This window comes from Paenibacillus andongensis (genome assembly GCF_025369935.1).
GTDB lineage: Bacteria > Bacillota > Bacilli > Paenibacillales > NBRC-103111 > Paenibacillus_E > Paenibacillus_E andongensis.
Map to the genome: position 1 here is coordinate 1,988,127 of NZ_CP104467.1, position 25,326 is coordinate 2,013,452.

Consider the following 25,326-nt stretch of genomic DNA (forward strand, 5'->3'; position numbering starts at 1 on the left):
GGATAAAGTTTCTTTTTTTATTTTAATTTTAGATCGGATTTTGAAGGATAATGGTAAAGGTTGTCGAAATTATTAAAAAACGTAAAGTGAACCCTTTACAATCTAGTCCAAAAGTAAGGTATAGACAGGAAGTAGAAACTAATGGCGGTGACAAAATGAAAGAGAAACTTCAAAGTATTTTAGACAAAGCAGTTCAAGCAATTCGTAATGTTCCATGGGGTCGTATTGTTGGCGTGGCAAGCAAGAAATCTAAGCAAATGGGTTCGATTGCTTTTAAAGAAATGAGGCAAGTCAAGGTAGAAAACCCTGTGAAATCCGTAGGTATGAAGCTGTTTTTAATGTTTTTTGTAAGTATTCTTTTTTTCGTCCTCACTGTGGGTATGATTTCTTACTCGGTATCGAAAAGCGTGATTAAGAACAAAGTGTCTGCATCCAGTCTTCAAACTGTAACACAAGCGGGGCAAAAGCTAGATTTCCTTTATCAAACGTTTGATGAAGTATCTCTACAAATTATGCTTAACAAGGACTTGCAGGATTTGCTTGCGTCAATTCCTACCTTAGACCCATCTTCATACGAAGCTCTTGACGTTACTCGTCAATTGACGGAGAAATTGAATGTGGTGACATTCTCGAACAAAGCAATTAAAACGCTTCATCTTTACAGACCTGATGGTAAACTAATTGTCATTACAGGTTCTGGGGGAACTGCATTTAGCGAGAATTCAAGTTCGAATGAATGGTTTAAGAGGATTGTTGAGAACGGTGGGAAAGTGGCTTGGTTAGATAGTAAAGTCAAAGGGTATTCCAGCAGTTCGTCCAATACATTTGCCATTGGTCGTGTGATGAGAAATACACTTACGAATTCCACATCAGCCATTCTTCTGATCGAGCTTAATACAGATCTACTGACGAAAGAGCTCACTGGGATGTCTTTAGGTGATGATAGTAAGGTTGTTATTACGAATGCAGGAAACAAATACATAGCTAATAAAGAAATTTCGGAATTAGAAAAAGATTCTGACATCAAACTGACGAAAGAACAGTTAGATGAGGAACACGGTTCCTTTATAACGAAAGATGATCACTTGGTTGCCTATTATAAATCGGCTGTATCCGGTTGGAATCTCGTAGGCGATATTCCTGTGAGCTCGCTTGTGAAGGATGCAAAGAAAATCTTTAATTATACGCTTCTAATCGCCTTGTTCGCGGCTATTGCTGCCGTACTTATCGGATTATTCGTAGCTAGAATGATCGGACGTCCTCTGATTAATCTACGTAACCTGATGCAGCAAGGTGCTAAAGGAAAGCTTACCGTGCGTGCGAACTACAAATCACAAGATGAAATTGGACAACTGGGCGCCAGCTTCGATGTGATGATGCAGCAGATTACAACCTTGGTTCAACAAACAAGCACTTCTGCACAAGCTGTTTTCGAAACTGCACAAGAGTTAACGAATTCCTCGAAGGTAACAGCTACAGCTGCAAGAGAAATCGCTGTGGCGACGGATGAGATTTCCAATGGTGCCGGAGGATTGGCGACGGAGTCTGAGAGAGGCAATGAGTTGACTTATCATATAGGCGAACAAATGAAGCAGGTAATCGGAGCCAACCTCGAGATGGGAACGGCTGCTGCGGATGTTCAAAGCTCGAGTGAGCAAGGAACGAAGTATATGACTGAACTTATTTCAAAAACGAACCTGACGGAAGAAATGATCCGCTCGATGGTTGATAAAGTTGATAACTTGAAAGACAGTACCCGTTCCATTCGTAAGATCCTTGATGTTCTTAATAATATGACGAAACAAACGAATATTTTGTCTTTGAATGCGACAATTGAGGCGGCACGTGCCGGTGCAGCTGGTAAAGGCTTCATGGTGGTAGCAGATGAGATTCGTAAACTAGCGGATCAATCCAGACAATCTATTGATGTCGTAGGTCAAATTACAGAAACTATCACGAAAGAAATCGATGAAACGGTGAAAGTGCTTTCGACGGCAACACCCATTTTCCAAGAACAAATATTAGCTGTAAAAGAAGCGGACACCATCTTCAAACAAGTAACGAACCACATGGGTGGATTCATTACACAGCTAAGTACGGTAAGTGATTCGATCTCTACACTCGAGCAATCACAAGTTGTTCTTTCCGATGCAATGACGAATGTCAGCGCGGTAGCAGAAGAATCACTAGCTACATCGGAGGAAGTTGCTTCGTTGAGTTCTGAACAGCTTAGCATCAGCGATGGCTTAGTTAAATTGTCGGACAAGCTGGATCAGCTGTCCAAATCGCTTAACGACACTTTATCCAAATTCGAAGTATAATTATCATAAAATTCGTAATCCACTCTCCGTTTAGGAGGGTGGATTTTTTTATTGTGTTGATCCTTATTGTTTGTACAGCAACTGGAATGTCGATACTGAAAGCATCAGTAGTTATGGTAGTTAAAAGGAGTCAATACCATGAGGATTAAACAATTATCTTCTTTTGAAAAACGTCGAATTTTTCTTGTTCTCCTCACGATCTTACTCTTGTTTATAGGGATCGTTGGCAAGCTTTTTTGGATACAAATTGCGACGACGGAAAGTTACTCTTCTCGAGGAGTTAATTTGGTCAAAAACTCGGTCGTACAGAGGCAGCGTGCCCTTGTGCTGGAAAGTGGGCGTGGGGAGATCTTAGATCGAGATCTCAAGCCGATGACAGGAAAAATCATTAAAGCCCTCGTGGCGTTTCCTATTAATAGCTACTACCAAGGTAATCCTCAGCAAATAAACCAGTTGGCTAGTATTTTGCGGACGAATACAGCTGGGTGGCTTGCTTTCTCACGTGATTTGAAAGAGCCGCAAGTATGGCGTACTGCTGAGGGGGGGAAACCGGTCATGTTAAGCGATCAACAGGAGGAGCAGATCAATGCCCTCGGTTTGCCCTTTTTGAAAGTAGTGAAGATGGAGGATCGTTATCCGTCAGGCATGACGGCGCGTCAATTGATCGGGTTTATTGGACAAAATCCGGATAGAGTGATGAGTATCTACGGTGCTGATCTGGAGAAAGGAAAAGTTGCGCTAACCTCGAAAATCGGAGGTGCTGGACTGGAGAAAACGTTTGATCTTTGGCTTCGAGGCATTGGGGAGACGTCGATTTCTTATTTTACAGACGCAGGAAAAAGACCGTTAGCTGGCCTAGATGCCCGAATGATTGCACCTGACAATACCTTCTATCCAGTCAAATTAGTGACGACTCTGGATTTAAGTGTGCAGCAGCGAATTGAAATTCTCATGGATAAGCTAAATATTCGCGAAGGTGCTGCTGTTGTTCAGGAAGTGGCACAAGGCGATATCGTCGCGATGGCGAGCAGACCCAACTTTGATCAGACAGAAGTTGATCTGGCTAGCAATAACTGGAGCAATTATGCGCTCAAGGCGACGGCGCCTGGCTCGATTTTCAAAACAATTGTAGCTGCAGCAGCCTTGGATAAGGGGGTCGTTGATCCCAAAGAAACTTTCAATTGTGAAGGTGCCCTTGGGAAATATGGCTTTACGTGTTGGAGAAGAGACGGACATGGTCCTTTAACGTTAGAGCAGGGCTATGCGCAGTCCTGTAATATTGTGTTTGCCAAAGTTATGCAGCGGTTGACACCTGCTGAGTTGGAGAGCTATGCGCATAAGCTTGGTGTATTGGATGAAGTGGGCTGGACGGGGAAGACGGATAGTGAGCAAATCCTTCATCAATTGGATACGGAGGAGCAAGGACAGCTATTTGGGGCCCATACCCCGCATAATGATGAGGGAGTGCTTATGCAAACAGCCATTGGTCAAAGAGATGTCAGGATGACCCCTTTGCAGGCGTCTAATATGATTGTTACCTTGCTGCATGGCGGAAAGGGTTATTCACCAAGAGTTGTACAAGAAATTCGCTATAAGACGGATCGTGTGATGGAGAAATTTCCTGTTCAAATAATAAATTCTGAGGCGGGGCGGGTTTCTGCAGCGACCAGTCGCACATTAGTAAACTGGATGAGAGAAGTGGTAACCGATGGAACGGGGCAAGGCTTAAAGGATGCCAAATGGAAGCTGGCTGGGAAATCTGGTACGGCACAATTAGAGACAGGAAAGCAAGAAAAGGTGAATCAGTGGTTTATTGGTTATGGACCCGTCGATTCACCGAAATATGCCGTTTCAGTTGTCATTAAGAACATGGATCCAACCGGGAGCAATAAGGCTATCCCTTTATTCAAAGGGATTATGGATATCCTAGCAAGTGATTTAAACGGTAGGTAATGAAATCGTAAAGCAAGTTCCTTGGTCTGGCTGGCTAGTTACTTCGATGTGTCCGCCAAAAGTTTTGATGATTCGATAGGAGACCATCATGCCAAGACCGGTGCCTTTATTTTTCGTTGAGTAAAAGGGTGTTCCGAGACGATCCACTTGCTCAGCAGTCATACCTATACCGTTATCTTTAATTTGTAAAATAACCTTGGAGCTTTTCTTGAAGCCGGTTATTTGTAGAGTGCCACCACTGGGCATAGCCTCGATGCCGTTTTTCGTTAAATTAACTAAGCATTGAATCATTTTTTCGCTGTTGGCTTTTACAAGAAGAGAAGACTCCATATCGATTTGAATTTCTACACCACGCATTGAAGCGTAGGGATTAATGAGATTGATTAATTTGAGAGATAACGTGGACACATCCACTTCTTCGAGCTTCTCGGCTTGCGGCTTAGCGAAGGATAAGTAATCCGTAATAATGCTTTGTGCCCGGTCAATTTCTTCAATAACCATAGTCGTATAAATACGTTTTTTCTCTTCAGTCACTTCGGACTGGCTGAGTATTTGCATAAAGCCGCGGGCAACCGTCATCGGGTTGCGAATTTCATGGGCGACAGAAGCAGCTAATTCGCTTAAAACATTCAGTTTCTCGGAACGCTGGACTTCTTGGCGCATCGCTATATTTTCTCGGATACGAACAATTAAATAAGTTAACAGCCACATCGTCAGCATGTGAACAATACAGAACAGTAAACCATATAGCAGAAAGCTTCTATCAACAGATACATTCGAATCGATGCGATACAGCATCGTCATGCAGAAAGTAGCTAGAGCGCTAATAAAGGCCAGAAGACTGGGAAACATCACTTTGGGGGTTCGGTACTTCCAATTGCTTAGGGCAATGAAAGCCAGGATGAAGGGTACGAGCAGAGCCGACAAGGAAACAATCCATAAAAAATTGGAACCATCCATGTAGTAGGTATAGGCTAGTATAGCTGCGGAGACAGTAAGCCCAGAAAGTATGCCACTGTACAGGAAAGCAATTAGTACAGGTATCGTGCGCAAATCAAAGTTGTTGCCAGTTATCGTGAAAAAGGGATGAGACATACAAAAAATGGCTGCCAATGAACAAATGATCGCGACAAATGATCGATTTGAAGGATTGAAGCTGATGGGACCGGGTCGATCCAGCACTAAAATATGACATAGCAGAATGGGGAGTGTTAAAGCTAATATATTGAGTAGTAAATCGTCAATTACATTCAAGGATCTCGCCTACTTAATTAAAAATTTGTGTTTATTTTTATTTCGACAGAAAACCTGAAATTCCTTTGATTTCTTTCCAAAATTTTGATGTTTTTTGACAACTTCTGACGGAAACTTGCTGTTTATCCATTTTTCATGCAAAATGTTCCTTTTCCTATACATGCTCTTTATTGCAGCATAGGCTTGTATCGCTTACAATTCTATACATGGATATAAATTGTAGGCTCAGGAGATTAAGCAAATGGCGACTTTAGAACTACCTTCTTCAATGGTCATTCATGATCGGTCCGGTGAAACCGCAACGCAACCTATCTTATATGCCTTTGCCCTGGAAGAACTTTTATGCCGAGCAATAGGTAAAACAGCACCACCGATTCTACACATATGGAGGCATCCTCGAGCCTTTGTGATGGGACTTAGAGACAGTCGACTTCCAGATGCGGCTGAGGGTAATGAATGGTTGCTAAGTCAAGGCTATGATACAGCGGTGAGAAACTCTGGTGGGGCAGCGGTGCCTCTCGATTTGGGCGTCGTGAATGTATCTCTGTTGTTACCCAAAAGCGCTGGTGACATGGAGCATCGCAAGGATTTCGATCTAATGGTAGCCTTGATTAGAGACGTCATGAGCACAATTACCAACCGTATCGATCAGGGCGAGGTGATGGGTTCATTTTGTCCGGGGGAATTCGATTTAAGTGTCGGCGGACGTAAATTTTGCGGCATTGCACAGCGCAGACAACAACATGCCCTATCGGTTCAAGCGTTCATTATTGTGGAAGGTCTGGGTGAAGCAAAAGCATCTTTGGCCAGAGGTTTTTACGAGCGCGCGGCGGGTTCAGCATCGCCAAACGACTATCCGCTGGTGGCGCCAGGGAGTATGGCAAGTTTATCGGAATGCTTACAAATAGAGTTAAGCGCGAAGCGTTTTACAGACAATTTGGTACAGGTGATGGCCGCCAAAGGTGTGAAAGTGCAGAGCCCTAGGGATATTCCGGGCTATCCGAGTGATGAAGAGATACAGAGCATGATGGAGCTTTTGAAGCAGCGTTATGCGATTAAACAATAAATAAAAAGCGGCCCAACTTCGCGTCAGGTGACGGAAAGTGGACCGCTTTTTTGCGTGTGAATTGTTGCAGTAATTACAACATTGATAAACGCTGGAGCCTAGTTACCTTCACGAAGCAGCTTAACAACTCTAAAACGAATTTTGGAGTTTTATTTGCCGCTACTATTTACTCATCATGCTAGAAAATAATGAAGAGCCGCGTCCAACTCTCCTTGCCAAAATCCCCATAAATGTTTCCCGGGCTTCTCGATATAATGCAGCGCAACATTTTTATTTTCCATCTCGGCTTTAGCCAGTCGGTTTTCTCTGACGAAATCAAAAGTCCCTCGTTCTGTTTTTACATCTGTTTCATCCAAGCCAATCAACATATACAGCTCAAGCCAGGACAAGTCGTCCTCCGCTTTGATACGTTCTCTGGTAATGTCGAAAAATGCGCCCGATAAGGATATAACACGGCAAAAAAGGCTAGGATAATCTAAGGCGAGATGCAAGGACACGGTCCCCCCAAGGGAATCCCCCGCCACAATGCGTTCGTTCCGTTCAGATCGAATCGGATAACGGCTTTCTACATAAGGGAGGAGTTCCTCTGCAAAGAAGCGGCAGTACGCATCATGACGTTCACCCTCAGGTGCATATTCCGAAGTGCGGTTACTATTATTGACATCGACACCGACGACAATGGCAGGCTCCAAGCCTTCATCTAGAATACAGCGTGTGATTGTAGTCGCAATTCGGCCGAAATTAAAGAATTGTTCACCATCTTGGCAATAAATGACCGGATAGGAGAGTAGTTCGTTGTAACCTGGAGGGAGATAAATGCGCAAGGAGCGATTTTCTCCGAGAAGGACAGAGGTGAGTTCATCTTTCACAATCGTTCTTTTATAAAAGCGAGAGTCATCCGACATGGTTGTGCTCCTTTAACTTTCTTCTTTAGACCTAATTTGGTGTAGTAGTGTAAGCTTGTCGTTTAGAGGGTAATGTGTATTATAGCAGTTGTAAATTTTATGTTAACTGTATTATACATTTTCGGGAACTGTACTATTCACTCCTATGAAAAAAGGTCATATTGCATAGGGATGCTGGTGTACAATTCACAAAAACAGGTTTATAATAATACTATAACAGAAGTGTAGCTAGCAGGCATCAAAATCATATAAGAGGTGAAATGGTATGAGTAAGCCACTTGTCAGCCAAGCGAATTATGAAGTGACCACAGAGAAGGTTGAGCCATTACAGGTTCTAGCTCCAGATGGCACCATTGTTAATTCCGACAAAATGCCTAAACTTAGTGACGACCAATTAAAAGAATTAATGAGAAGAATGGTATTCACCCGCGTTTGGGACGAAAGAGCAGTAAATCTTGGTCGCCAAGGACGTCTTGGTTTCTATGCTCCGGTTTCCGGACAAGAAGCTTCGATGATCGGTAGTGAATTTGCATTAAATAAAGACGATTTCATTTGTCCGGGTTACCGTGATATGCCGCAGCTTGTTTGGCACGGACTCCCGCTTTATCAAGCATTTTTGTATTCCCGTGGTCATCAGCATGGCGGACAAATTCCGCAGGATGTACACGTATTAATGCCGCAGATCATCATCGGTGCTCAAATTTTACATGCTACCGGTGTGGCTATGGCATTCAAGAAACGTAACCAACCGCGTGTAGCGATTACGTACACAGGCGATGGAGGAAGCTCCGAGGGCGATTTCTATGAAGGCATGAACTTTGCAGGAGCATTCAAGCTGCCTGTCATTTATTTTGTACAAAACAACGGTTACGCAATTACGACTCCTTATTCAAAGCAAACAGGAGCACTTTCTGTTGCGCATAAAGCACTTGCTGCCGGTATCAAAGGCGTTCAAGTTGACGGAATGGATGTATTGGCTGTAGTTCAAGCTGTTACTGAAGCTGCTGAAAGAGGACGCAGAGGCGAAGGCGCTACGTTGATTGAAGCATTAACTTACCGTTACCGTCCGCATTCCTTGGCGGATGATACGACGAAATACCGGACCAAAGATGAAGAGAGCGACTGGGAGCCTAAAGATCCGCTAACGCGTATGCGTCTGTTCTTGACTAAAAAAGGTCTCTGGAGTGAAGAAGAAGAAGCTCAAGTGAAAGAAGAAGCGAAAGCAACCGTTGCTGAGCATATCAAAAAAGCCGAAGAAACAGAGAAAATGACGGTTCCAGGCCTAATTGACTCTATGTTCGAAGTAACACCGGCTCATCTTGAAGAACAGAAGCAAGCGTATAAATAGATGATTACGATGCCAGTTTTTCTGGCGAAAAACTCAGCTTAAGCTTACGAAGCAAGTTTTCTCACGAAAACAATTAGGAGGCACGAAGAAGTCATGGCACAAATGACGATGATTCAAGCGATAAAAGACGCAATGCGCGTTGAACTGGAAAGAGATCCTAATGTAATTTTGTTCGGCGAAGACGTTGGCCATGTTGGTGGCGTATTCCGTGCTACGGAAGGATTACAAAAAGAATTCGGCGAAGATCGCGTATTCGATACGCCTCTGGCTGAATCTGCTATCGGCGGACTTGCTGTTGGTCTTGGTGTTCAAGGCTTCCGTCCGATCGCTGAAATTCAATTCGTAGGCTTTATTTATGAAGCGCTTGACCAAATTTGCGTGCAAGCAGCCCGTATGCGTTACCGTTCCGGCGGCCGTTACAATTCACCAATCGTATTCCGTACGCCTTTTGGCGGCGGGGTAAAAGCGGCTGAGCTGCATACGGATGCACTCGAAGGCCTACTTGTTCAAACGCCAGGTATTAAAGTTGTCGTTCCTTCCAACCCTTATGATGCGAAGGGACTGCTCATTTCCGCGATTCGCGATAATGACCCTGTCTTCTTCATGGAGCATCTGAACTTATACCGCGCATTCCGTGCAGAAGTACCGGAAGGCGAATATACCATTGAGCTTGGTAAAGCGAACGTTGTTCGTGAAGGCTCCGATGTGACGGTAATTACTTACGGGGCTATGGTTCACACTTCTGTGAAAGCCGCTGAAGAGATCGAGAAAACACAAGGCGTAAAAGTTGAAGTCATCGATCTTCGTACGTTAATTCCGCTGGATATTGAAACGATTGTAAATTCAATTAAGAAAACAAACCGTGCGATTATCGTACAAGAAGCGCAAAAAACATCCGGTGTAGCCGCAGAAGTAATTGCACAGATTAATGAAAAAGCGATTCTGCATCTGGAAGCTCCTGTTTTGCGTATTGCTCCTCCAGATACAGTTTATCCGTTCGCACAAATCGAAGACGCTTGGTTGCCTAGTCCAGCAAGTGTCATTGCAGGCATTAATCAAGTACTCGAATTCTAATCACAGTCGAAGGTAATAGGAGGTTGTGCACGTGGCTTTGTTTGAATACAAGTTCCCAGAGCTTGGTGAGGGCATTCATGAAGGCGAGATCGTAAAGCTGTTGGTTAAAGCGGGTGACACCGTAACAGACGAAACGATTCTTATGGAAGTACAGAACGATAAAGCGGTCGTTGAAGTTCCATGTCCGGTTGAAGGTAAAGTTGTTTCTGTAGCCGTTAAAGAAGGACAAATTTGTAATATTGGCGAGCTCGTTATGACGATTGAAGTGACAGGCGAGCTGCCTGCTGAGTCGATGCATCACAAGAGCGACAGCCACGCTGCGCCAGCTGCTACAGCTGTTGCGGTAGCACCAGCACCTGCAGCAGCGCCTGCGGCGGCTGCTCCAGCACCGTCATCAGTGCCAAGCGCTGGCGCAGGCCGCGAAGTGCTTGCGACGCCTAGCGTGCGCAAGCTGGCAAGAGAGCAAGGCATCACACTCGCAGAGGTGACGCCTACAGGTAAGCACGGCCGCGTAACACGCGAGGACGTGCTTGGCTTTAACGGAGCTGCGGCGGCAGCTCCGGCCGCAGTTGAGCCAGCTGCGTCATCAGTAGCAGCTGGCGGCACGACACCTGCGGCTGCGCAGCAGGTTGTCACAGGCGATCGCGTTGAGGAGCGGGTTCCGTTCAAAGGAATCCGGAAAGTTATCGCGAACGCTATGGTTAAATCCGTGTACACGGCTCCGCACGTGACATTGATGGACGAAATCGACGTATCAGCACTAGTCGCACTGCGTGAGCGCACGAAGCCGCTCGCCGAGAAAAAAGGCGTGAAGTTGACTTACCTGCCTTTCATCGTGAAAGCATTGGTCGCGGCTTGCCGTCAATTCCCAGCGCTTAACGCAATGATCGACGAAGAGAAACAAGAGATCGTCTACAAAAAGTACTACAACATCGGGATTGCAACAGATACAGATAACGGATTGCTTGTTCCTGTTATTCATGATGCAGACCGCAAAAATATATGGTCGATCGCTTCTTCGATTAAAGACCTTGCCGTTCGCGGTCGCGAAGGCAAATTGGCTCCGAACGAAATGAAAGGCGGCACGATCTCCATTACAAACATTGGCTCCGTAGGCGGTATGTTCTTCACGCCAGTTATCAACTTCCCTGAAGTTGCGATCCTGGGTGCAGGCCGTATCACGGAGAAACCAGTTGTGAAAAACGGACAAATCGTTGCAGCATCGGTTATGGCGCTTTCCTTGAGCTTCGACCACCGTATCGTGGATGGAGCGACAGCACAAAGCTTCCTGAACTACATCAAACAGCTTCTGGCTGATCCAGAGCTTCTCGTCTTGGAGGTGTAACAGCATGGTAGTAGGAGATGCTTCTTTAGATATTGATTTGTTGGTCATTGGTGCAGGTCCCGGCGGTTACGTAGCTGCGATCCGTGCTGCTCAGCTTGGGCAAAGTGTTCTGATTGTTGATAAAGCGGAATGGGGCGGCGTGTGCTTAAACCGCGGCTGTATCCCATCCAAAGCTTTGATCTCTGCAGCTCACACCTATGAGCATGCACAGCACGCTGATAGCATGGGTATCTCTGTGGAGAACGTGAAAGTAGACTTTGCAAAAGTACAAGCATGGAAAAACAGCATTGTTGCGAAACAAACGGGCGGCGTTGGCGCGCTGCTCAAAGGCAACAAGATCCAAACGTTCCAAGGCGAAGTGATGTTCATCAATGAACATGAAGCACGTGTGTTCAACGATGCAGAAGCCCCTCGCTACCGCTTCAAGCACTGCATTATCGCGACGGGTTCCCGTCCGATCGAGCTGAAAGCATTCCCATATGGCGGAAGAATCATTTCTTCCACAGAAGCGCTGAACTTGCCTGAAATTCCGAAAAGCATGGTCGTTATCGGCGGTGGCTATATCGGAATCGAGCTAGGTCAAACCTACGCGAAGTTCGGTACAAAAGTGACTGTGCTTGAAGGCTCCGATCATGTGCTTCCAGGCTTTGAAAAAGAATTTACGAAACTTGTTGCACGCAGTCTGGATAAAGTCGGCGTAGAGGTTCATACCGAAGCTCTGGCACAATCCTGCACGAAAACGGAGAACGACGTTACCGTCACGTTCACAGTAAAAGGCGAAGAAAAGCAAGTGACAGCGGATTACGTATTAGTAACTGTCGGTCGTCGTCCAAACACAGATGGCGAGCTTGGTCTTGACCTTATTAACTTGAAAATGACAGATCGCGGTTTAATCGAAGTCGATAACCAAGGCAGAACGAGCATTCCGCATATTTTCGCAATTGGTGATGTTGTACCTGGTCTTTCATTGGCGCACAAAGCTTCCTATGAAGCTAAAGTGGCTGCGGAAGCAATCGCGGGTCACTCCAGTATCGTAGATTACAAAGCAATGCCTGCTGTTGTATTCTCAGATCCGGAAATTGCTGGTGTAGGTTTGAGTGAAACTGAAGCGAAAGCACAAGGCATCAATGTAACAATTGGTAAATTCCCTTATGCAGCAAACGGTCGAGCTAACTCTTTGAACGCGGGTCAAGGCTTCGTGAAGCTTGTCGGAGACAAAGAAACAGGCCAACTGCTTGGTGGTCAAATCGTTGGTCCAGAAGCATCTAACTTGATCGGTGAGCTTGCTCTTGCGGTTGAGATGGGCGCTAACTTGGAGGACATCGCACTTACGATTCATGCACATCCAACTTTGACAGAAATGATCATGGATGCCGCGGAAGGTGCGCTTGGTCACCCGATTCACCAACTCGGTAAATAATTAGCTTTTATTCCTATAGTTTCTCTTACCTTTAGATAAAAAGTCCCGAGAGTTTGGCATTAGCCGCTCTACGGGACTCTTTTTGTTTTTATTCTTTGAATCTGGGATTTTTGATACCTTGCAGCAGCTTCTCCACCGTCTTGACGATTCGTGCACTGCGTGTTTCCTCACGTTTGGCTTCTGTAATCCACTGCACGTATTCCTTGCGGTTGCTGTAGGAAAGCGTTGCAAAGAAATCAGCTGCTATGGGATTCACGCGAAAAGCTTCTGCGAGATCATCCGGGACAATAACAACTTTCTCACCAGTTGCTGATTCCGCATTAGTACTAGTAGTAGCCCGGTTAGCTAATCGCTCGCTGCGCGGCGTCTTCACGAGGCCGATAGGGCGAAACCGCATAGCTGACCACGTCTCGTCGATGGACACAAGACTCACGCCTTCAAACTGCAAATCGGTGACCGTTTGCCAGCCAGAGTCGCGATTGATGTCCGTTTTTAATTTTGAGGTTCCTTTGGGATAGTTGATCCACAGCATGCCCTCAGGTGTTACGGCCTTAATGGCTTTGGGAGCCAACTGCTGGACCTCAGTAAGCGTGTGGACGAATACCTGGACAAAATCATAAGCCATAGTAGATTCTATTTGATCCGTCACCAGAACGCCTTCAGGATAGGGTTTCAGCATGTCGAGATACCCCTCTGGCGCGTTCATAATGAGTGCTCGTTTACAACTTCCTAAACGTAGCTTCTTAGCGAGCGCGTTTTCCACGGAACTTCCTCATTTCTTTATGATTTAACCAATTCTTCTTGCAAAATCTATCATAAAATCAGCCAAAGCCTGACAGGCTTCGAATGGAACGGCATTGTATGCCGAAGCACGCAGACCTCCGACGCTTCGATGACCGGCCAAACCTTCAAAGCCGTTTGCCTCTGATTCTTCGATAAACTGACGCTCGATTCCTTCATTGGCCAACCGCCAAGTGATATTCATATGCGAACGATTGTTAACTTCAATGATTCCCTTGTAGAATCCTTCGCTATGATCAATAACATCATAAATTAGGGCGGACTTTATGCGATTAAGCTCTTCTAATTGCTCTACGCCGCCTTTATTCACTACCCATTTTAGCACCAAATTCATCATGTAAATGGCGTGAACAGGCGGCGTGTTGAACAGCGACTTGTTTTTGGCGAACGTTTCATAGCGCATGATCTCAGGGATCGTCTTGGACGCTTTCTCCAGCCAGTCTTCGCGGATGATGGCAACTGTAACCCCGGCGGGACCGAGATTTTTCTGAGCGCCAGCATAAATCATGGAAAACTTTTGCAGATCAAGCTTTCTACTTAGTATCTCACTCGTCATATCGGCTACAAGAGGCGTGCTCCCTACTTCCGGAATTTTGTTGTAACGGGAACCTTCAATCGTGTTGTTCATGGTGATGTGAATGTATGCCGAATCAGGTGCTAGTTGGTCTGCTGATAACTCAGGGATACTGCGCCATTGCTGGTCTTTGGAGCTTGCCGCGATATGTGTGAGCCCGACATAAGAAGCTTCATTGTAAGCTTTTTCCGAAAAGCTCCCCGTCAATACATAATTGGCCGTTTGATTCATGTTTAAAAAGTTTAACGGAAGTAGAGCGAACTGTGTGCTCGCCCCACCACCCATAAAAAGCACTTCATAACTGCTAGGCAGGCCGAGCAGATTCAGAAGAAGCTGTTGGGTTTCCTGATTCAGATCTTCAACCGTGCGGCTTCGATGAGACATTTCAAGAAGTGAAATACCCGTCCCTTGATAGTCCACAAATTGCTCTTGTGCCTCTTCAAGTACTTCCAAAGGCAGTGCAGCGGGTCCTGGGTTAAAATTGTACCGTCGTTTCGTCATTTCTAATTACCTCCCGTATGAATGTGGTAAAACGGCTGTGGCCCTGAAAATAACAAAAAACGCCCTCATCCGATTGGGACGAGGAGCGTTTGCTCGCGGTGCCACCCAATTTAAGAAACATTCTGGTGAATGCTTCTCCACTTGGTTCCGCGGTAACGGGCGGTGCCGGTTAACTTAGAATGACTGACTTTGCTGGGCGCAAAGGGTTGTTCTTGGCGAAAACGCCTCCGAGTTGGAATCTCTTCATAGGCACGATCAGGTATGGATATTGACTAGAAGTATAAGCCTATTTGTAGAAAAGGTCAATCGTTTTTGGAGAGTTTTGGTGAATGTGACGGATGTAAGCCGTAAGCCGTTTTTCTTATATTTGTATGTTTGGAGTTTGAGCTAGCTTTAACCAGAAGAAGCGACTGTGGTTGTGGTAAACCTGCAATTGTACATGCTTTTTTTCTTTGAATAGCTCCTATTCGCACATTCCTGCAATTGCGCAGGCTTTTGCTGTCTTTTTTTAATTTCAGGATGGAAAAGCTAAAATTCCAGCATAATAGCAGACTTTTCCTCTTTTCAAACGATTTTAGCAAAAATATCTGCACTTTCGCAGTTATTGTGAGCCGCTGAATAATCGTTCTCCTCGTACGTTGGTGAAGCCCTAAGGGGATCAACTGCTTAACACTAAAGCCCCATGTACACCAACGAACAGCAAGTAGTCCCTTACAAAGGAACCTGCAAATACTAATCGTGTAGTTAAAGCCTAATAAATTGAAATAAACAACTTCAACAGCGCTTGGAACCCACATCCCTTCCTATACACGAAAGAATGGGTTACACCAAGGACCTGAGGCAGAGCTGAGGTTTTTTCTTGTACGAATAACAGATCGTCCACATAGAAAGTGAAAAACCGGCGTCGGTGTAGTACCGACGCCAGTTAGCTCCCTAAGTGCTTTTCAGCTGATTGTTTCCAATTACTTCACTGTCTTATTATAAGTGCCAATTTTCTCCGTAATGCTCTTCGCAGCAGCATCAAGCGCTTCCTTCGGCGCCTTCTTACCTGTCAAAGCTTCTTCAACCGCTGTTTCTACTAGCTGGCGCGCTTCTGGGAATACACCCATGACAGCACCTTGTGTGGCTTTATTAGCTTTTGTATTGTGCAGTTGATCAATTGCGGTTTGGAATTGCGGATATTTGGCAAGGTTATCCTTAACCAGCTGCTCGTCGTAGGCTTTCTTTGTAATTGGGAAGTAGCCCGTGTTGACGTGCCACCAAGCTTGTGTTTGTGGAGTTGTCAGGAATTTAATGAACTCCCATGCGCCTTTTTGCTCAGCTTCGGATTTGTTGTTTAAGATGTAGAGACTTGCGCCACCGACAACAACACCGCCATCCTTCGCATCAGCTGGTTTAGGCAGAGTGCTGGTTCCGACTTGGAATTTACCGTCAGCGCCGCTCACGATCCCGCGTAGTGAAGCTGTGGAATCCAATGTCATAGCGACTTGGCCAGCCAAGAACGCTTTCTTCGTATCATCCGTCTTGCGTCCAAGGTTAGTAGCTGTTTTGTTGTCGACCATTTGCTTCCACCATGTCAATGTCTTCACGCCTGCTTCACTGCCCACCAAGGACTCCGTAGCAGCAGCCGTACGACCGTTACCATTGTTAAGGTATTCAGCACCTTGTCCAGCAAAGAATTGCTCCATGAACCAACCATAGATGGCGAAGGAAGCGCCTGCTTTACCGTCTTTGCTTAATGCTTGAGAAACCTTGGCGACGTCTTCAAAGGTCGTTGGCGGCTTTTCAGGATCAAGTCCGGCAGCTTTAAACATGTCTTTGTTGTAATAGAGGATCGGATTCGATGTGTTGAAAGGCATGGAATACAGTTTGCCATCGAATTTATAGTAATTCAGAATGTTATCTTCCAGCTGGGAGAGGTCAAATTTATCAGCGTCGACATACTTTTGTACGGGTGTAATAGCCTTGGAGTCGATCATGAAACGGGAGCCGATTTCGTATACTTGAATAAGGGAAGGACCGCTTTTGGTATCCATAGAAGCTTTCATTTTATTTAAGCTTTCATCGTAAGTACCTTGAAAAACAGCTTCAACTTGAACATCTTTTTGGGAAGAGTTGAAGTCAGCAACAAGCTTATCAACGGCTTTGCCAAGCTCACCGCTCATGGAGTGCCACCATATAACTTTAACCGGTTCAGCCGATTTTTTTGTGTCTGCGGCTGTAGGAGAAGCGGATGATTTAGTATCTGTAGTACTGCCTGATGTCGTTGTTTCAGCTTTGCCGCATGCACTAGTCAATAGCACCATGAGTGCTGTTAGTGCGATCGCAGAACTTCTCATTTTCAATGTCTTCATTGTTTTCGTTTCTCTCCCTTATCATTTCTATAATTTATGGAAATCTGGGTCAGCTTATTGCTGAACAGAGCAGCCATCTTGCATGGGATTAGCCTTTCACAGCACCAGCTGTAAGACCTCGAACGAGCTGCTTTAATCCGAGTACTAAAAGCAATAGGGAAGGCAGCAAGATTATAGTTACTCCTGCTAAGACTAAGTTCCAAACGGTTAATTCTTCGAATTGGAGCATGGCGATGCCAATTTGAACTGTTCGCATGGCCTCGCTGTTCGTGATGAGTAGCGGCCATAAGTAACTGTTCCACGAGCTAAGGAATGCATAAACGGCAAGTGTAGCAAGTGCTGGGCGACCTAGGGGAAGCACAATTCGAAAAAAGCAGCGGAAATGTCCGCAGCCATCAATCCGCGCTGCTTCGAACAGCTCTTTAGGCAGCTGTAAGAAAAATTGGCGCAGGAGGAAGGTGCCAAAAGCAGTCGCTAGGAATGGAACGGTTAAGCCCTGAATGCTATCGAGCCAGTCCCATTTTTTGACCGTCAAATAGTTTGGAATGATGGTGACTTCCCATGGAATCATCATGGTGGCCATAAATATCGCGAAGATAGCAGCTTTTCCCTTGAATCGAATATTAGCAAAAGCATAAGCGGCCATACTGGATGTAATGAGCTGTCCAGCCGTAATGATGATCGAGACGATTAAACTGTTGGCAATAAATTTACCGATAGGAACTAATTTGAAAACAGCAACGATACTGCCGATATAAAAGCTGCTCGGCCAGAAGCGGGGCGGATAGGCCGATGCTTCCTCAGGTGTCATGAATGCTGCGGTAAACGTATAAAAAATAGGGTACAGCACAAGTGCAGCTAAAATGATCAGCAGTACATAAACAAAGCTATTTTGTAATCGATGGGTCATTGATAGTGCACATTCCTTTCAAAAACTTTAAATTGCAGGGCGGTGAAAATAAGGATGATCGTAAACAAGACAAGGGCTTGAGCACTACCCGTCCCGAATCGGAAGTTGATAAAGGCATCCTGATAAAGGCTGTATACAAGGACATCTGTGGAATTAACAGGACCGCCTTTGGTCAAAATGTGAATCTGTCCGAAGGACTGAAATGCACCTATGATCGACACAATGGTGACGAAGAACACCGTCGGTGATAGCAAGGGGAATATGATTTGGATAAAGGTACGTAAGGGACCTGATCCGTCGATTTTGGCACTATCATAGATCTCTTCTGGAATTCCTTGTAAACCACTTAAAAGTACAATGTAGTTAAAGCCGAGATTCATCCAAACCGTCATCATAGAAACGGAAAGCAGTGCCCATCTTGGATCTGTTAACCAAGCCACTGGCTCTAAACCAACAACGCTAAGTAAGTAATTCAACATCCCGACACTCGGGTGAAATAGCATCATCCAAATCACCGCAGAGGTTCCTACGGAAAGAACAACAGGCAGCGAAAAGATGAATTGGAAGATTCTCATGCCCTTCAAGTGATTATGTGTAAGTGCGGCGAGTAAAAGTGCAAGAACGATGCCGGTTGGCACGGTAAGAAGTGTGAAAAGACCTGTGACTTCCAAACTTTTATAGAATCGCTCGGAAGTGAAGATAGCAATGAAGTTATCTAAACCAACGTATGAAGCAACTCTGCCTCTCGGATCAGTCTCATGAAAGCTCAGATAAAAGGTTTGAATCAGGGGGTAAAATAGAAAAATCGCAAACAGCAAGAGCGAAGGCAATAAGAAAACATAACCAAGCAGCGTTTCGGCCCATTTCTGGTTGATAAGCGCACGGGGAGGTTGCCCCACTTTTGCTGTTGGTTTGGTTGTTGTTGAAAGCGGCAAATCTCTTTCTATCGTATTCATTCGGTGCTCCTTCACGAACGTTATTAGACTAGTGCTTTGTTTTCTAGCTTAACGATGCTTTATTTGACCCGTGTTAAATAGAGAATAATAATTTGTGGATTTTTTCCACTCGTTTACTTAACCTTTACGATTGAATAGTGGGCAAGAACGAGTCATTTCATCTATAATTTGAGAATAGTAGAAGCTTACTAAGTTGGGAGTGTTAAATAATGAACAAAAATAAACCGATCGTAATTGGACATCGCGGAGCGGCTGGGGAAGCGCCGGAAAATACGCTAGCTTCTTTTGCATTAGCTGTAGAGCAAGGGGCAGAAGGTATCGAATTAGATGTACATATTACGAAAGATGGAGAGATTGTCGTCTGTCATGATGCTACGCTGGACCGAACGACGAATGGTTCCGGACTTATTTGCGAACACAATTGGAGTGAATTGAGGTCGTTGGATGCTGGGGCTTGGTTTTCAGAGGCGTTCAGGGGGGAACGGTTACCACTTCTGCGTGAAGTATTCGATTTATTGCCGCGGGGGTTCTTCATCAATGTGGAAGTGAAGCATGCTTATGAAGGGCGAATGGAGAAGGCGTTGCTAGCATTTTTGCGTGAAAGTGGCAGATTAGAAGACGTGGTCATCTCATCCTTCGATCATAAGGTGATTCGTCGTATTAAGCAGGCTGAACCTGAGGTGAAGGTAGGGTTGTTGTACGCTGCAAACCTTATTGATCATTCAGCATATGCTGCGCAAATGGCTGTGGACGTGTTTTCGCTGCATCCTCATCACCATTGCATAGAACAAGATGATGTTGCAGCGGCAGTAGCCTCTGGGCTTGCTGTTTATCCTTATACGGTGAATGACTTGGCCGATTATCGTAGAATGATCGCCTCCGGTGTTTCCGGAATAATTACTGATTACCCAGCTAGGCTTAGGGAGCTATTGAACCTATAGTATGGTAGAATATGGGTATCATAGTTTGGAAGGGGAATCGTATGAGCGAGATCAGCTTAACTCAAATTGGGCAAATCTCAGTAAATGCAGTTGACATTCCTAGAGCCGTTGCTTTTTACCGCGACACATTAGGCATGAAGTTTTTGTTTCAAGCTTCTCAAATGGCTTTTTTTGAATGCAATGGCATTCGATTGATGATTGGCCTACCTGAAAAACCTGAATTTAATCATCCTGGCTCTGTTATTTATTATAAGGTTGAGGACATTAAGCAGGTCTATGAGGCTTTTCTCGAACGAGGTGTGTCCTTTATTAGTGAACCGCATGTGGTAGCTAATATGGGCAGCTTCGATATTTGGATGGCTTTTTTCCGGGATACAGAGGGAAATACTTTGGCGATTACCAGTGAAGTCCCTACTGGAAATTAAAATGTTTTTAGAGAGAGACTTATGCAGTTGGATGCATGGGTCTCTTTTTGTTGAAATAGTTCATTTTTTTTGGAACGTACGTTCGAATTTTAGCGATAGACTCGGAAACCGTGCTTTCGGCTAGAGGTGGTTAAGCTAAGCACGGAATCTGAGGATAAAGTAAACGGGAGCGGCGGTGAGGTTGGAGGATGTGAGCTGAGAAGCGATATTCGCAACAATTAGAGGAACGAGAGGTCGCTATTTTGATGTTTTTGACGAAAACAACCAAGTTGCGGAACGTCAGTTCGCTATTTTACTCAAAACCTTTTCAATCAAGTGGAAAAAGGGGAAATAGCGGATTGTCGTTCCTCTTCGAGCCGGAAAACGGCTAATTATTCACAAATAGCGAACTGACGTTCCGCATAATAAGCAAATAGATCTAAAATAAACCATCGATCCCTTCAAAGAAAGGAAGTTTGCTTGGAAATAAGCAAATAACGCCTCATCTTCAAGACGTTAGCGTCATAGAAAATAAATCCTCCAAGAGCGGGTACTACGCAAAGTTAGTACTATCAGATTCCAGGCAAATGCATACAATGGAATTATGATCAGGTATTAAGAGAAGCCCAATAGCTTATGCGTACGACCCCAGTTTAGCTAAAGCAAAGCTCAGCCGATGCTTACGAAGATAGCTTTGCTAAAAGCAAAGCTCTTAGGAGGAGTCCCAATGATCAAATGGTTGTTTGTTGCTCTGATAAAGATGTTACTTCCCCTATTGCGTCCAGTTTTGATGACAAGCTTTAAGGTCAAAGTTAGAGGGATGGAGCAGCTCGATTTGACAGAGAAAACGGTGCTTATTCCTAATCACGTATCTTTACTGGATGCTGTGTTTTTAGCTCTGATACTGCCAAAAGAAGTGGCATTTGTTGTAAACACCAAGATTGCAAAGCGGTTTGCTTGGTTGCTCCTTTTTCGGACGAATATCGCGGTAGATCCTTTGAATCCCTACTCGGTACGGACTATGCTCAGAACAGTGCAAAGCGGAACCCCGCTTGTTGTTTTTCCAGAAGGACGAATCACAACTACCGGTGGCATGATGAAGGTTTATGGTGGGATTGGCTACATTGCCCTGAGATCTCAGGCTCGTATGGTGCCGGTTGCGATTAATGGCCTTGAGCATTCGAAGCTATCTTATCTTCGCGGCAAATTGAAGCAGTTCTGGTTTCCGGCAGTGAGCATCACGTTTGGCGAAGCTTTTCAAGTGCCCATGAGTGAACAGATCTCGAAGCGAATTCAGAAGGAGCGGGCAACAGATATCATTCGCAGCCGCATGCTGAATCATTTGCTGGAAAGCCGAATGAAGCCTGAGCTTAATTTATTCAACGAGATGCTAATAGCTGCTAAACTTCTTGGCAATTCTACGGTAATTTGTGAAGATATCATAAGTGACTCCGCTTTAACATACCGCAAATTACTGCTCACAACGTATACGATGGCAGGGCTCCTAAAGCAGATTCTTAAAGAACAGAACCGAGCTGCCGTTTTATTGCCTAATGCTGCTGCACATGTAGTCACCTTATTTACATTATTCCGATTAGGAGTAACACCGGCGGTATTGAATTATTCGGCTGGTAAGCAGACGATGTTGGATGCTTGCGAAACAGCCGCTGTGGAGACGATTATTACGTCCAAAGCGTTCATCGACAAAGCGGGACTCGCCGATTTTATCCATACCGCTAGCGGTGCTTTCAAGATTGTTTATCTCGAAGATGTTAAACAAAGTATCACTTTTAAACATAAATGTGCCGGTATTTTTCAATATATAAGGAAAGTTCACGGACCAGTGGGCTCAGGAAAGAACGAGGTTGTTCTTTTTACATCAGGCAGTGAAAGTAAACCGAAGGGGGTCGTCCTTACACACCGCAATGTGTTTGCAAATATTCAGCAGGCCAAGGCTGTAATTGCCTTTAATGGATCAGATATTGTGCTTGGCGCGATGCCGATGTTTCATTCCTTTGGCTTGACGGCAGGAACGATGCTGCCCATTCTTTCCGGTATGAAAGTGGTTCTTTACCCTAATCCCTTACACTATAAAGTCATTCCGGAGCTAGTCTACGATCGTAATATTACGATTCTGTTTGGGACTTCAACTTTTCTATCGGCTTATGCGAGAACCGCACATGCGTATGATTTTGCCCATTCACTCAAATATGTCGTGGCAGGTGCTGAGAAATTGAAGGAGGAGGTCCGTCAAACCTGGTCGGATAAATTTGGGATTCGGATTCTTGAGGGATATGGCACAACAGAGACAGCGCCTGTCATTTCGCTTAACACACCTATGTACGCAAAGAAGGGTACAGTGGGGAGAGTGCTGCCAGGTATGGAATACCGTTTGGAAAAGGTGGAAGGAATTGAGTTTGGCGGTAACTTGTTGGTGAAGGGACCTAATGTGATGAAAGGGTATCTCATTCATGGTCAAGGATTCGTACCTTGCCCAGAGTGGTATAGCTGCGGGGATGTTGTTCAAATAGATGATCATGGGTATATCTCGATTCAAGCAAGGCTGCAGTCTTTTGCCAAAATTGGAGGGGAGAAAGTGTCACTGCCGATGGTGGAGGAACTTGTGACTGCAAGCTTGCCGCCTCAGGCGATATGCGCAGCGGTTAGTGTGCCAGATATGCGTAAAGGGGAACGGATTGTTGTCTATCACAATATCCCCGATGTCCAGCTTCAACAAATCAGAGAGTCGATGAAACAGCAGGGCCATCCCTCCTTCTACATGCCTTCGGAGATTCGTTATGTGGAAAAACTTCCTCTTCTAGGAAGCGGGAAAGTAGACTATGTGACGATCAAGCGATTGGCGCTGAAGGATGATCATGAAACCTAAAGGGAGCGAAATGTTATGAAAATGAATCCACTTCAGACACTGTATGTGACGCAATTTCTTTCCGCTTTTGCCGATAATATGATTCTCTTCATTACCCTGGCCATCATTAAACAAAATGCATTCCCTGATTACTATATTGGCGTTGTGCAAGCTTGCTTTCTTGTAGCTTTCGTTATTTTCGCACCGTTCGTTGGGGCCTTTGCAGATAAAAATGCGAAATCCCAGGTCCTTCTCATCGGAAACGCCATCAAAGCCATTGGAATTATAGCCCTGTTCCTGCATCTTGATCCTGCTGTCAGCTACGGAATTGTCGGGTTAGGTGCCGCGGTGTATTCACCAGCCAAATATGGCATTCTGCCTTCTCTTACGCATTCGGAAAGCGAGCTGCTGAGTGCCAATGCACGTATTGAGGGCTATACGATTATGGCTATTCTCATTGGTTCTGTGTGTGGCGGAGTATTGGCCAAAATCTCGCTAACTGGGTCTATTGTTGCCTGCTTCGCGCTATACTTTATTTCACTACTTTTAACGCTGCAAATTCCAAGAATTTCAGGCAATTCGAGCATTCGCTATGTCAAAGAGGCTAGGTCATTCCTAACGGATATGAAGCTCTTGTTAAAAGATCGCACGACTCGCTTTTCTCTTGTAGGTACGGGTTCATTCTGGATGACTTCTTCCGTTGTCCGGCTTGCAATTATTGCATGGGTGCCGGCACATTTAGGCATACAGTCTGTCGATCAGATTTCGATGCTCGTTGCGGTTACGGGCGTAGGTATTATGGTTGGTGCACTCATGACGCCTAAATTGATTCCAGCACGCAAATATTATAATTCCTATGTATTTGGGATTGTCATGATTATCAGCATATTGCTGTTCCCGCTTATTACTAACTTATATGTGACCATAGGTCTTCTGCTTCTCGTAGGCTTCAGCGGCGGCGTTTTTATCGTACCAATGAATACCGTGCTTCAAGATAAAGGACAGGGAATGGTGGGAGCTGGCAAAACAATTGCTGTTCAAAATTTCCTCGAAAATTCCATGATGCTCGCAGGTGTAGGCATCTATACACAAATATCCAAGGATGGTTTATCGCCTGACATCTCGATTACGGGAATCGCTGTTATACTCGCTGGCTTCGTAGGTTACCTGATTATACAACGTCAACGCTTGAAAATAGTCGTATAAGTTAACCTTCCTTCAGAGATGACCCGATAACGGTTAAGGCAGAAGGTACAATCTCGATTTGGAGCGGTGTTGATCCGGCGAATTCCCCGTCTGCTTGGATAAGTAAAGGAATTTGTGTACGAAGTGAAATCGATTTCCCTTTATAGAAAGAAACTGCGGGATGATGAATATGCTTGCCTTGATAAACGGTGAAAAGAATAGGCAGCAATCGGAATCGCCCTCTGCTTTGAATCACGATAACATCGGCTGCGCCGTCGTGAGGAGAGGCAGCAGGGCATATTTGTATGGAGCCTCCGTAAAAGGGAATATTGGCGACAGCTGCCAGCCACATGTCAGGTAGTTCATGAACTGTGCCGTCAACTTCTAACCATGCTGTGCAGGGTTGATAAGTGGCGAACACTCTTAGGATCGAGATAAAGTAAGATAACTTACCGAGTCCAATGCGATTGAGAAATTTTTTGTAGCCAGCCTCGTTTGTCAATTTGGCCACCATACCATCGAAACCTGCCCCAATGCTATTCACAGCAATCATTCCGCCCTTTGTACGCAGAAGATCAATTTGAACATTCTTCGTCTCCGATAACGCAGCTTCTAGAGCTTGTATAGAATGGGTAGGAATGCCATAAGCCTTGGCAAAATCGTTACCTGTTCCAGCTGGAATGACCGCAAGTGGGCAGTTTAGTCCAGTATTTTGCAGGTGCGATAACCCTCCGGCAGCCTCATGAATCGTTCCATCCCCACCGATTACGATCAGTTTATCGACTTGGTACTCTTTAACTAGTGCGATGGCGTGCTCAGTGGCTTCTCCTGCTTTTGTCGTTACTTTTACTATGTAAGCGATATCGTTTAACTGTAGATAAGTCTCTATTTCTCTCCAAATACTAGCTCCTCTACCATCCCCCGAAAGAGGATTCACGATAATTCCGATCAACTTCATTTTATTTAGCTCCGATCTAACCTGCAAATGGAATAAATTGTATGCATGATTTCTGTGATTTATGTGACTTATTACCTAATTTTGTCTTTACATCGATAACACTGTTTTGTAGAATAAACCGTAGGTTAATTACAAGACCTCAATGTAAGGTTTTGTCACATCATTCAAAATGAATGGTTTAGTTGCGTAC

19 protein-coding genes are annotated in these 25,326 nt (G+C 44.9%); 11 read left to right on the forward strand and 8 right to left on the reverse strand.

The window, feature by feature from the left end; translation table 11 throughout:
* Positions 1-155: 155 nt before the first annotated feature.
* The gene (locus NYR53_RS09200) at positions 156-2,321 is read left to right on the forward strand and encodes a methyl-accepting chemotaxis protein (protein ID WP_261304882.1); all 2,166 of its coding nucleotides are present in this window, start codon (positions 156-158) and stop codon (positions 2,319-2,321) included.
* Between the two features lie 138 nt (positions 2,322-2,459).
* On the forward strand, positions 2,460-4,274 hold the full coding sequence (locus NYR53_RS09205; RefSeq protein WP_261304883.1) for a peptidoglycan D,D-transpeptidase FtsI family protein: 1,815 nt from the start codon (positions 2,460-2,462) through the stop codon (positions 4,272-4,274).
* On the opposite strand, the gene NYR53_RS09210 is transcribed toward NYR53_RS09205, so the two are convergent.
* Entirely contained in the window at positions 4,260-5,528 is a 1,269-nt protein-coding gene (locus tag NYR53_RS09210; RefSeq protein ID WP_261304884.1) for an ATP-binding protein, read from the reverse strand. The genes NYR53_RS09205 and NYR53_RS09210 overlap by 15 nt on opposite strands.
* Positions 5,529-5,769: 241 nt before the next feature.
* Between NYR53_RS09210 and NYR53_RS09215 the strand changes: the two genes are divergently transcribed.
* Positions 5,770-6,594, forward strand: coding sequence for a lipoate--protein ligase family protein (locus tag NYR53_RS09215; protein ID WP_261304885.1), 825 nt, complete (start codon positions 5,770-5,772; stop codon positions 6,592-6,594).
* Positions 6,595-6,767: 173 nt separating this feature from the next.
* On the opposite strand, the gene NYR53_RS09220 is transcribed toward NYR53_RS09215, so the two are convergent.
* The gene (locus NYR53_RS09220) at positions 6,768-7,499 is read right to left on the reverse strand and encodes an alpha/beta hydrolase (RefSeq protein WP_261304886.1); all 732 of its coding nucleotides are present in this window, start codon (positions 7,497-7,499) and stop codon (positions 6,768-6,770) included.
* A 265-nt stretch (positions 7,500-7,764) separates the two neighbouring features.
* Between NYR53_RS09220 and pdhA the strand changes: the two genes are divergently transcribed.
* The 4 genes from pdhA to lpdA all read left to right on the forward strand — a co-directional run bounded on the left by pdhA (position 7,765) and on the right by lpdA (position 12,686).
* Complete coding sequence (pdhA, locus tag NYR53_RS09225) at positions 7,765-8,847, forward strand: pyruvate dehydrogenase (acetyl-transferring) E1 component subunit alpha (RefSeq protein ID WP_029197705.1); 1,083 nt, start codon at positions 7,765-7,767, stop codon at positions 8,845-8,847.
* Positions 8,848-8,940: 93 nt separating this feature from the next.
* On the forward strand, positions 8,941-9,921 hold the full coding sequence (locus tag NYR53_RS09230) for an alpha-ketoacid dehydrogenase subunit beta (RefSeq protein WP_261304887.1): 981 nt from the start codon (positions 8,941-8,943) through the stop codon (positions 9,919-9,921).
* A gap of 31 nt (positions 9,922-9,952) precedes the next feature.
* Positions 9,953-11,266 (forward strand): dihydrolipoamide acetyltransferase family protein, encoded by a 1,314-nt coding sequence (locus NYR53_RS09235; protein WP_261304888.1) that lies wholly within the window; start codon positions 9,953-9,955, stop codon positions 11,264-11,266.
* A 4-nt stretch (positions 11,267-11,270) separates the two neighbouring features.
* Entirely contained in the window at positions 11,271-12,686 is a 1,416-nt protein-coding gene (gene lpdA, locus NYR53_RS09240) for a dihydrolipoyl dehydrogenase (protein ID WP_261304889.1), read from the forward strand.
* Between the two features lie 88 nt (positions 12,687-12,774).
* Here lpdA and NYR53_RS09245 read toward each other — a convergent pair whose 3' ends face one another.
* From NYR53_RS09245 to NYR53_RS09265, 5 genes are all read right to left on the reverse strand, one after another.
* Positions 12,775-13,365, reverse strand: coding sequence for a YdeI/OmpD-associated family protein (locus NYR53_RS09245; RefSeq protein WP_261304890.1), 591 nt, complete (start codon positions 13,363-13,365; stop codon positions 12,775-12,777).
* 108 nt (positions 13,366-13,473) lie between these two features.
* Positions 13,474-14,562 (reverse strand): 3-phosphoserine/phosphohydroxythreonine transaminase, encoded by a 1,089-nt coding sequence (gene serC / locus NYR53_RS09250; RefSeq protein ID WP_261304891.1) that lies wholly within the window; start codon positions 14,560-14,562, stop codon positions 13,474-13,476.
* 962 nt (positions 14,563-15,524) lie between these two features.
* Positions 15,525-16,916 (reverse strand): ABC transporter substrate-binding protein, encoded by a 1,392-nt coding sequence (locus tag NYR53_RS09255; protein ID WP_261304892.1) that lies wholly within the window; start codon positions 16,914-16,916, stop codon positions 15,525-15,527.
* An 88-nt stretch (positions 16,917-17,004) separates the two neighbouring features.
* Positions 17,005-17,826: a carbohydrate ABC transporter permease gene (locus NYR53_RS09260; RefSeq protein WP_261304893.1), complete on the reverse strand. Its 822-nt coding sequence runs from the start codon at positions 17,824-17,826 to the stop codon at positions 17,005-17,007.
* Positions 17,823-18,782 (reverse strand): carbohydrate ABC transporter permease, encoded by a 960-nt coding sequence (locus NYR53_RS09265; RefSeq protein WP_261304894.1) that lies wholly within the window; start codon positions 18,780-18,782, stop codon positions 17,823-17,825. Before NYR53_RS09265 ends, NYR53_RS09260 begins: the two co-directional genes overlap by 4 nt.
* A 209-nt stretch (positions 18,783-18,991) precedes the next feature.
* On the opposite strand from NYR53_RS09265, the gene NYR53_RS09270 reads away from it, so the two are divergent.
* The 4 genes from NYR53_RS09270 (at position 18,992) to lplT (ending at position 24,199) form a co-directional block, all read left to right on the forward strand.
* Positions 18,992-19,723, forward strand: coding sequence for a glycerophosphodiester phosphodiesterase (locus NYR53_RS09270; RefSeq protein WP_261304895.1), 732 nt, complete (start codon positions 18,992-18,994; stop codon positions 19,721-19,723).
* An 11-nt stretch (positions 19,724-19,734) separates the two neighbouring features.
* Positions 19,735-20,148, forward strand: a complete 414-nt coding sequence (locus NYR53_RS09275) for a VOC family protein (RefSeq protein ID WP_261304896.1) — start codon at positions 19,735-19,737, stop codon at positions 20,146-20,148.
* A gap of 706 nt (positions 20,149-20,854) precedes the next feature.
* The gene (locus tag NYR53_RS09280) at positions 20,855-23,014 is read left to right on the forward strand and encodes an AMP-binding protein (protein ID WP_261304897.1); all 2,160 of its coding nucleotides are present in this window, start codon (positions 20,855-20,857) and stop codon (positions 23,012-23,014) included.
* Positions 23,015-23,029: 15 nt separating this feature from the next.
* Positions 23,030-24,199 (forward strand): lysophospholipid transporter LplT, encoded by a 1,170-nt coding sequence (gene lplT, locus NYR53_RS09285; RefSeq protein ID WP_261304898.1) that lies wholly within the window; start codon positions 23,030-23,032, stop codon positions 24,197-24,199.
* Position 24,200: 1 nt separating this feature from the next.
* Here lplT and NYR53_RS09290 read toward each other — a convergent pair whose 3' ends face one another.
* A complete protein-coding gene (locus NYR53_RS09290; RefSeq protein ID WP_261304899.1) occupies positions 24,201-25,136 on the reverse strand; it encodes a diacylglycerol/lipid kinase family protein in 936 nt (311 codons plus the stop codon).
* Between the last annotated feature and the right edge of the window lie 190 nt (positions 25,137-25,326).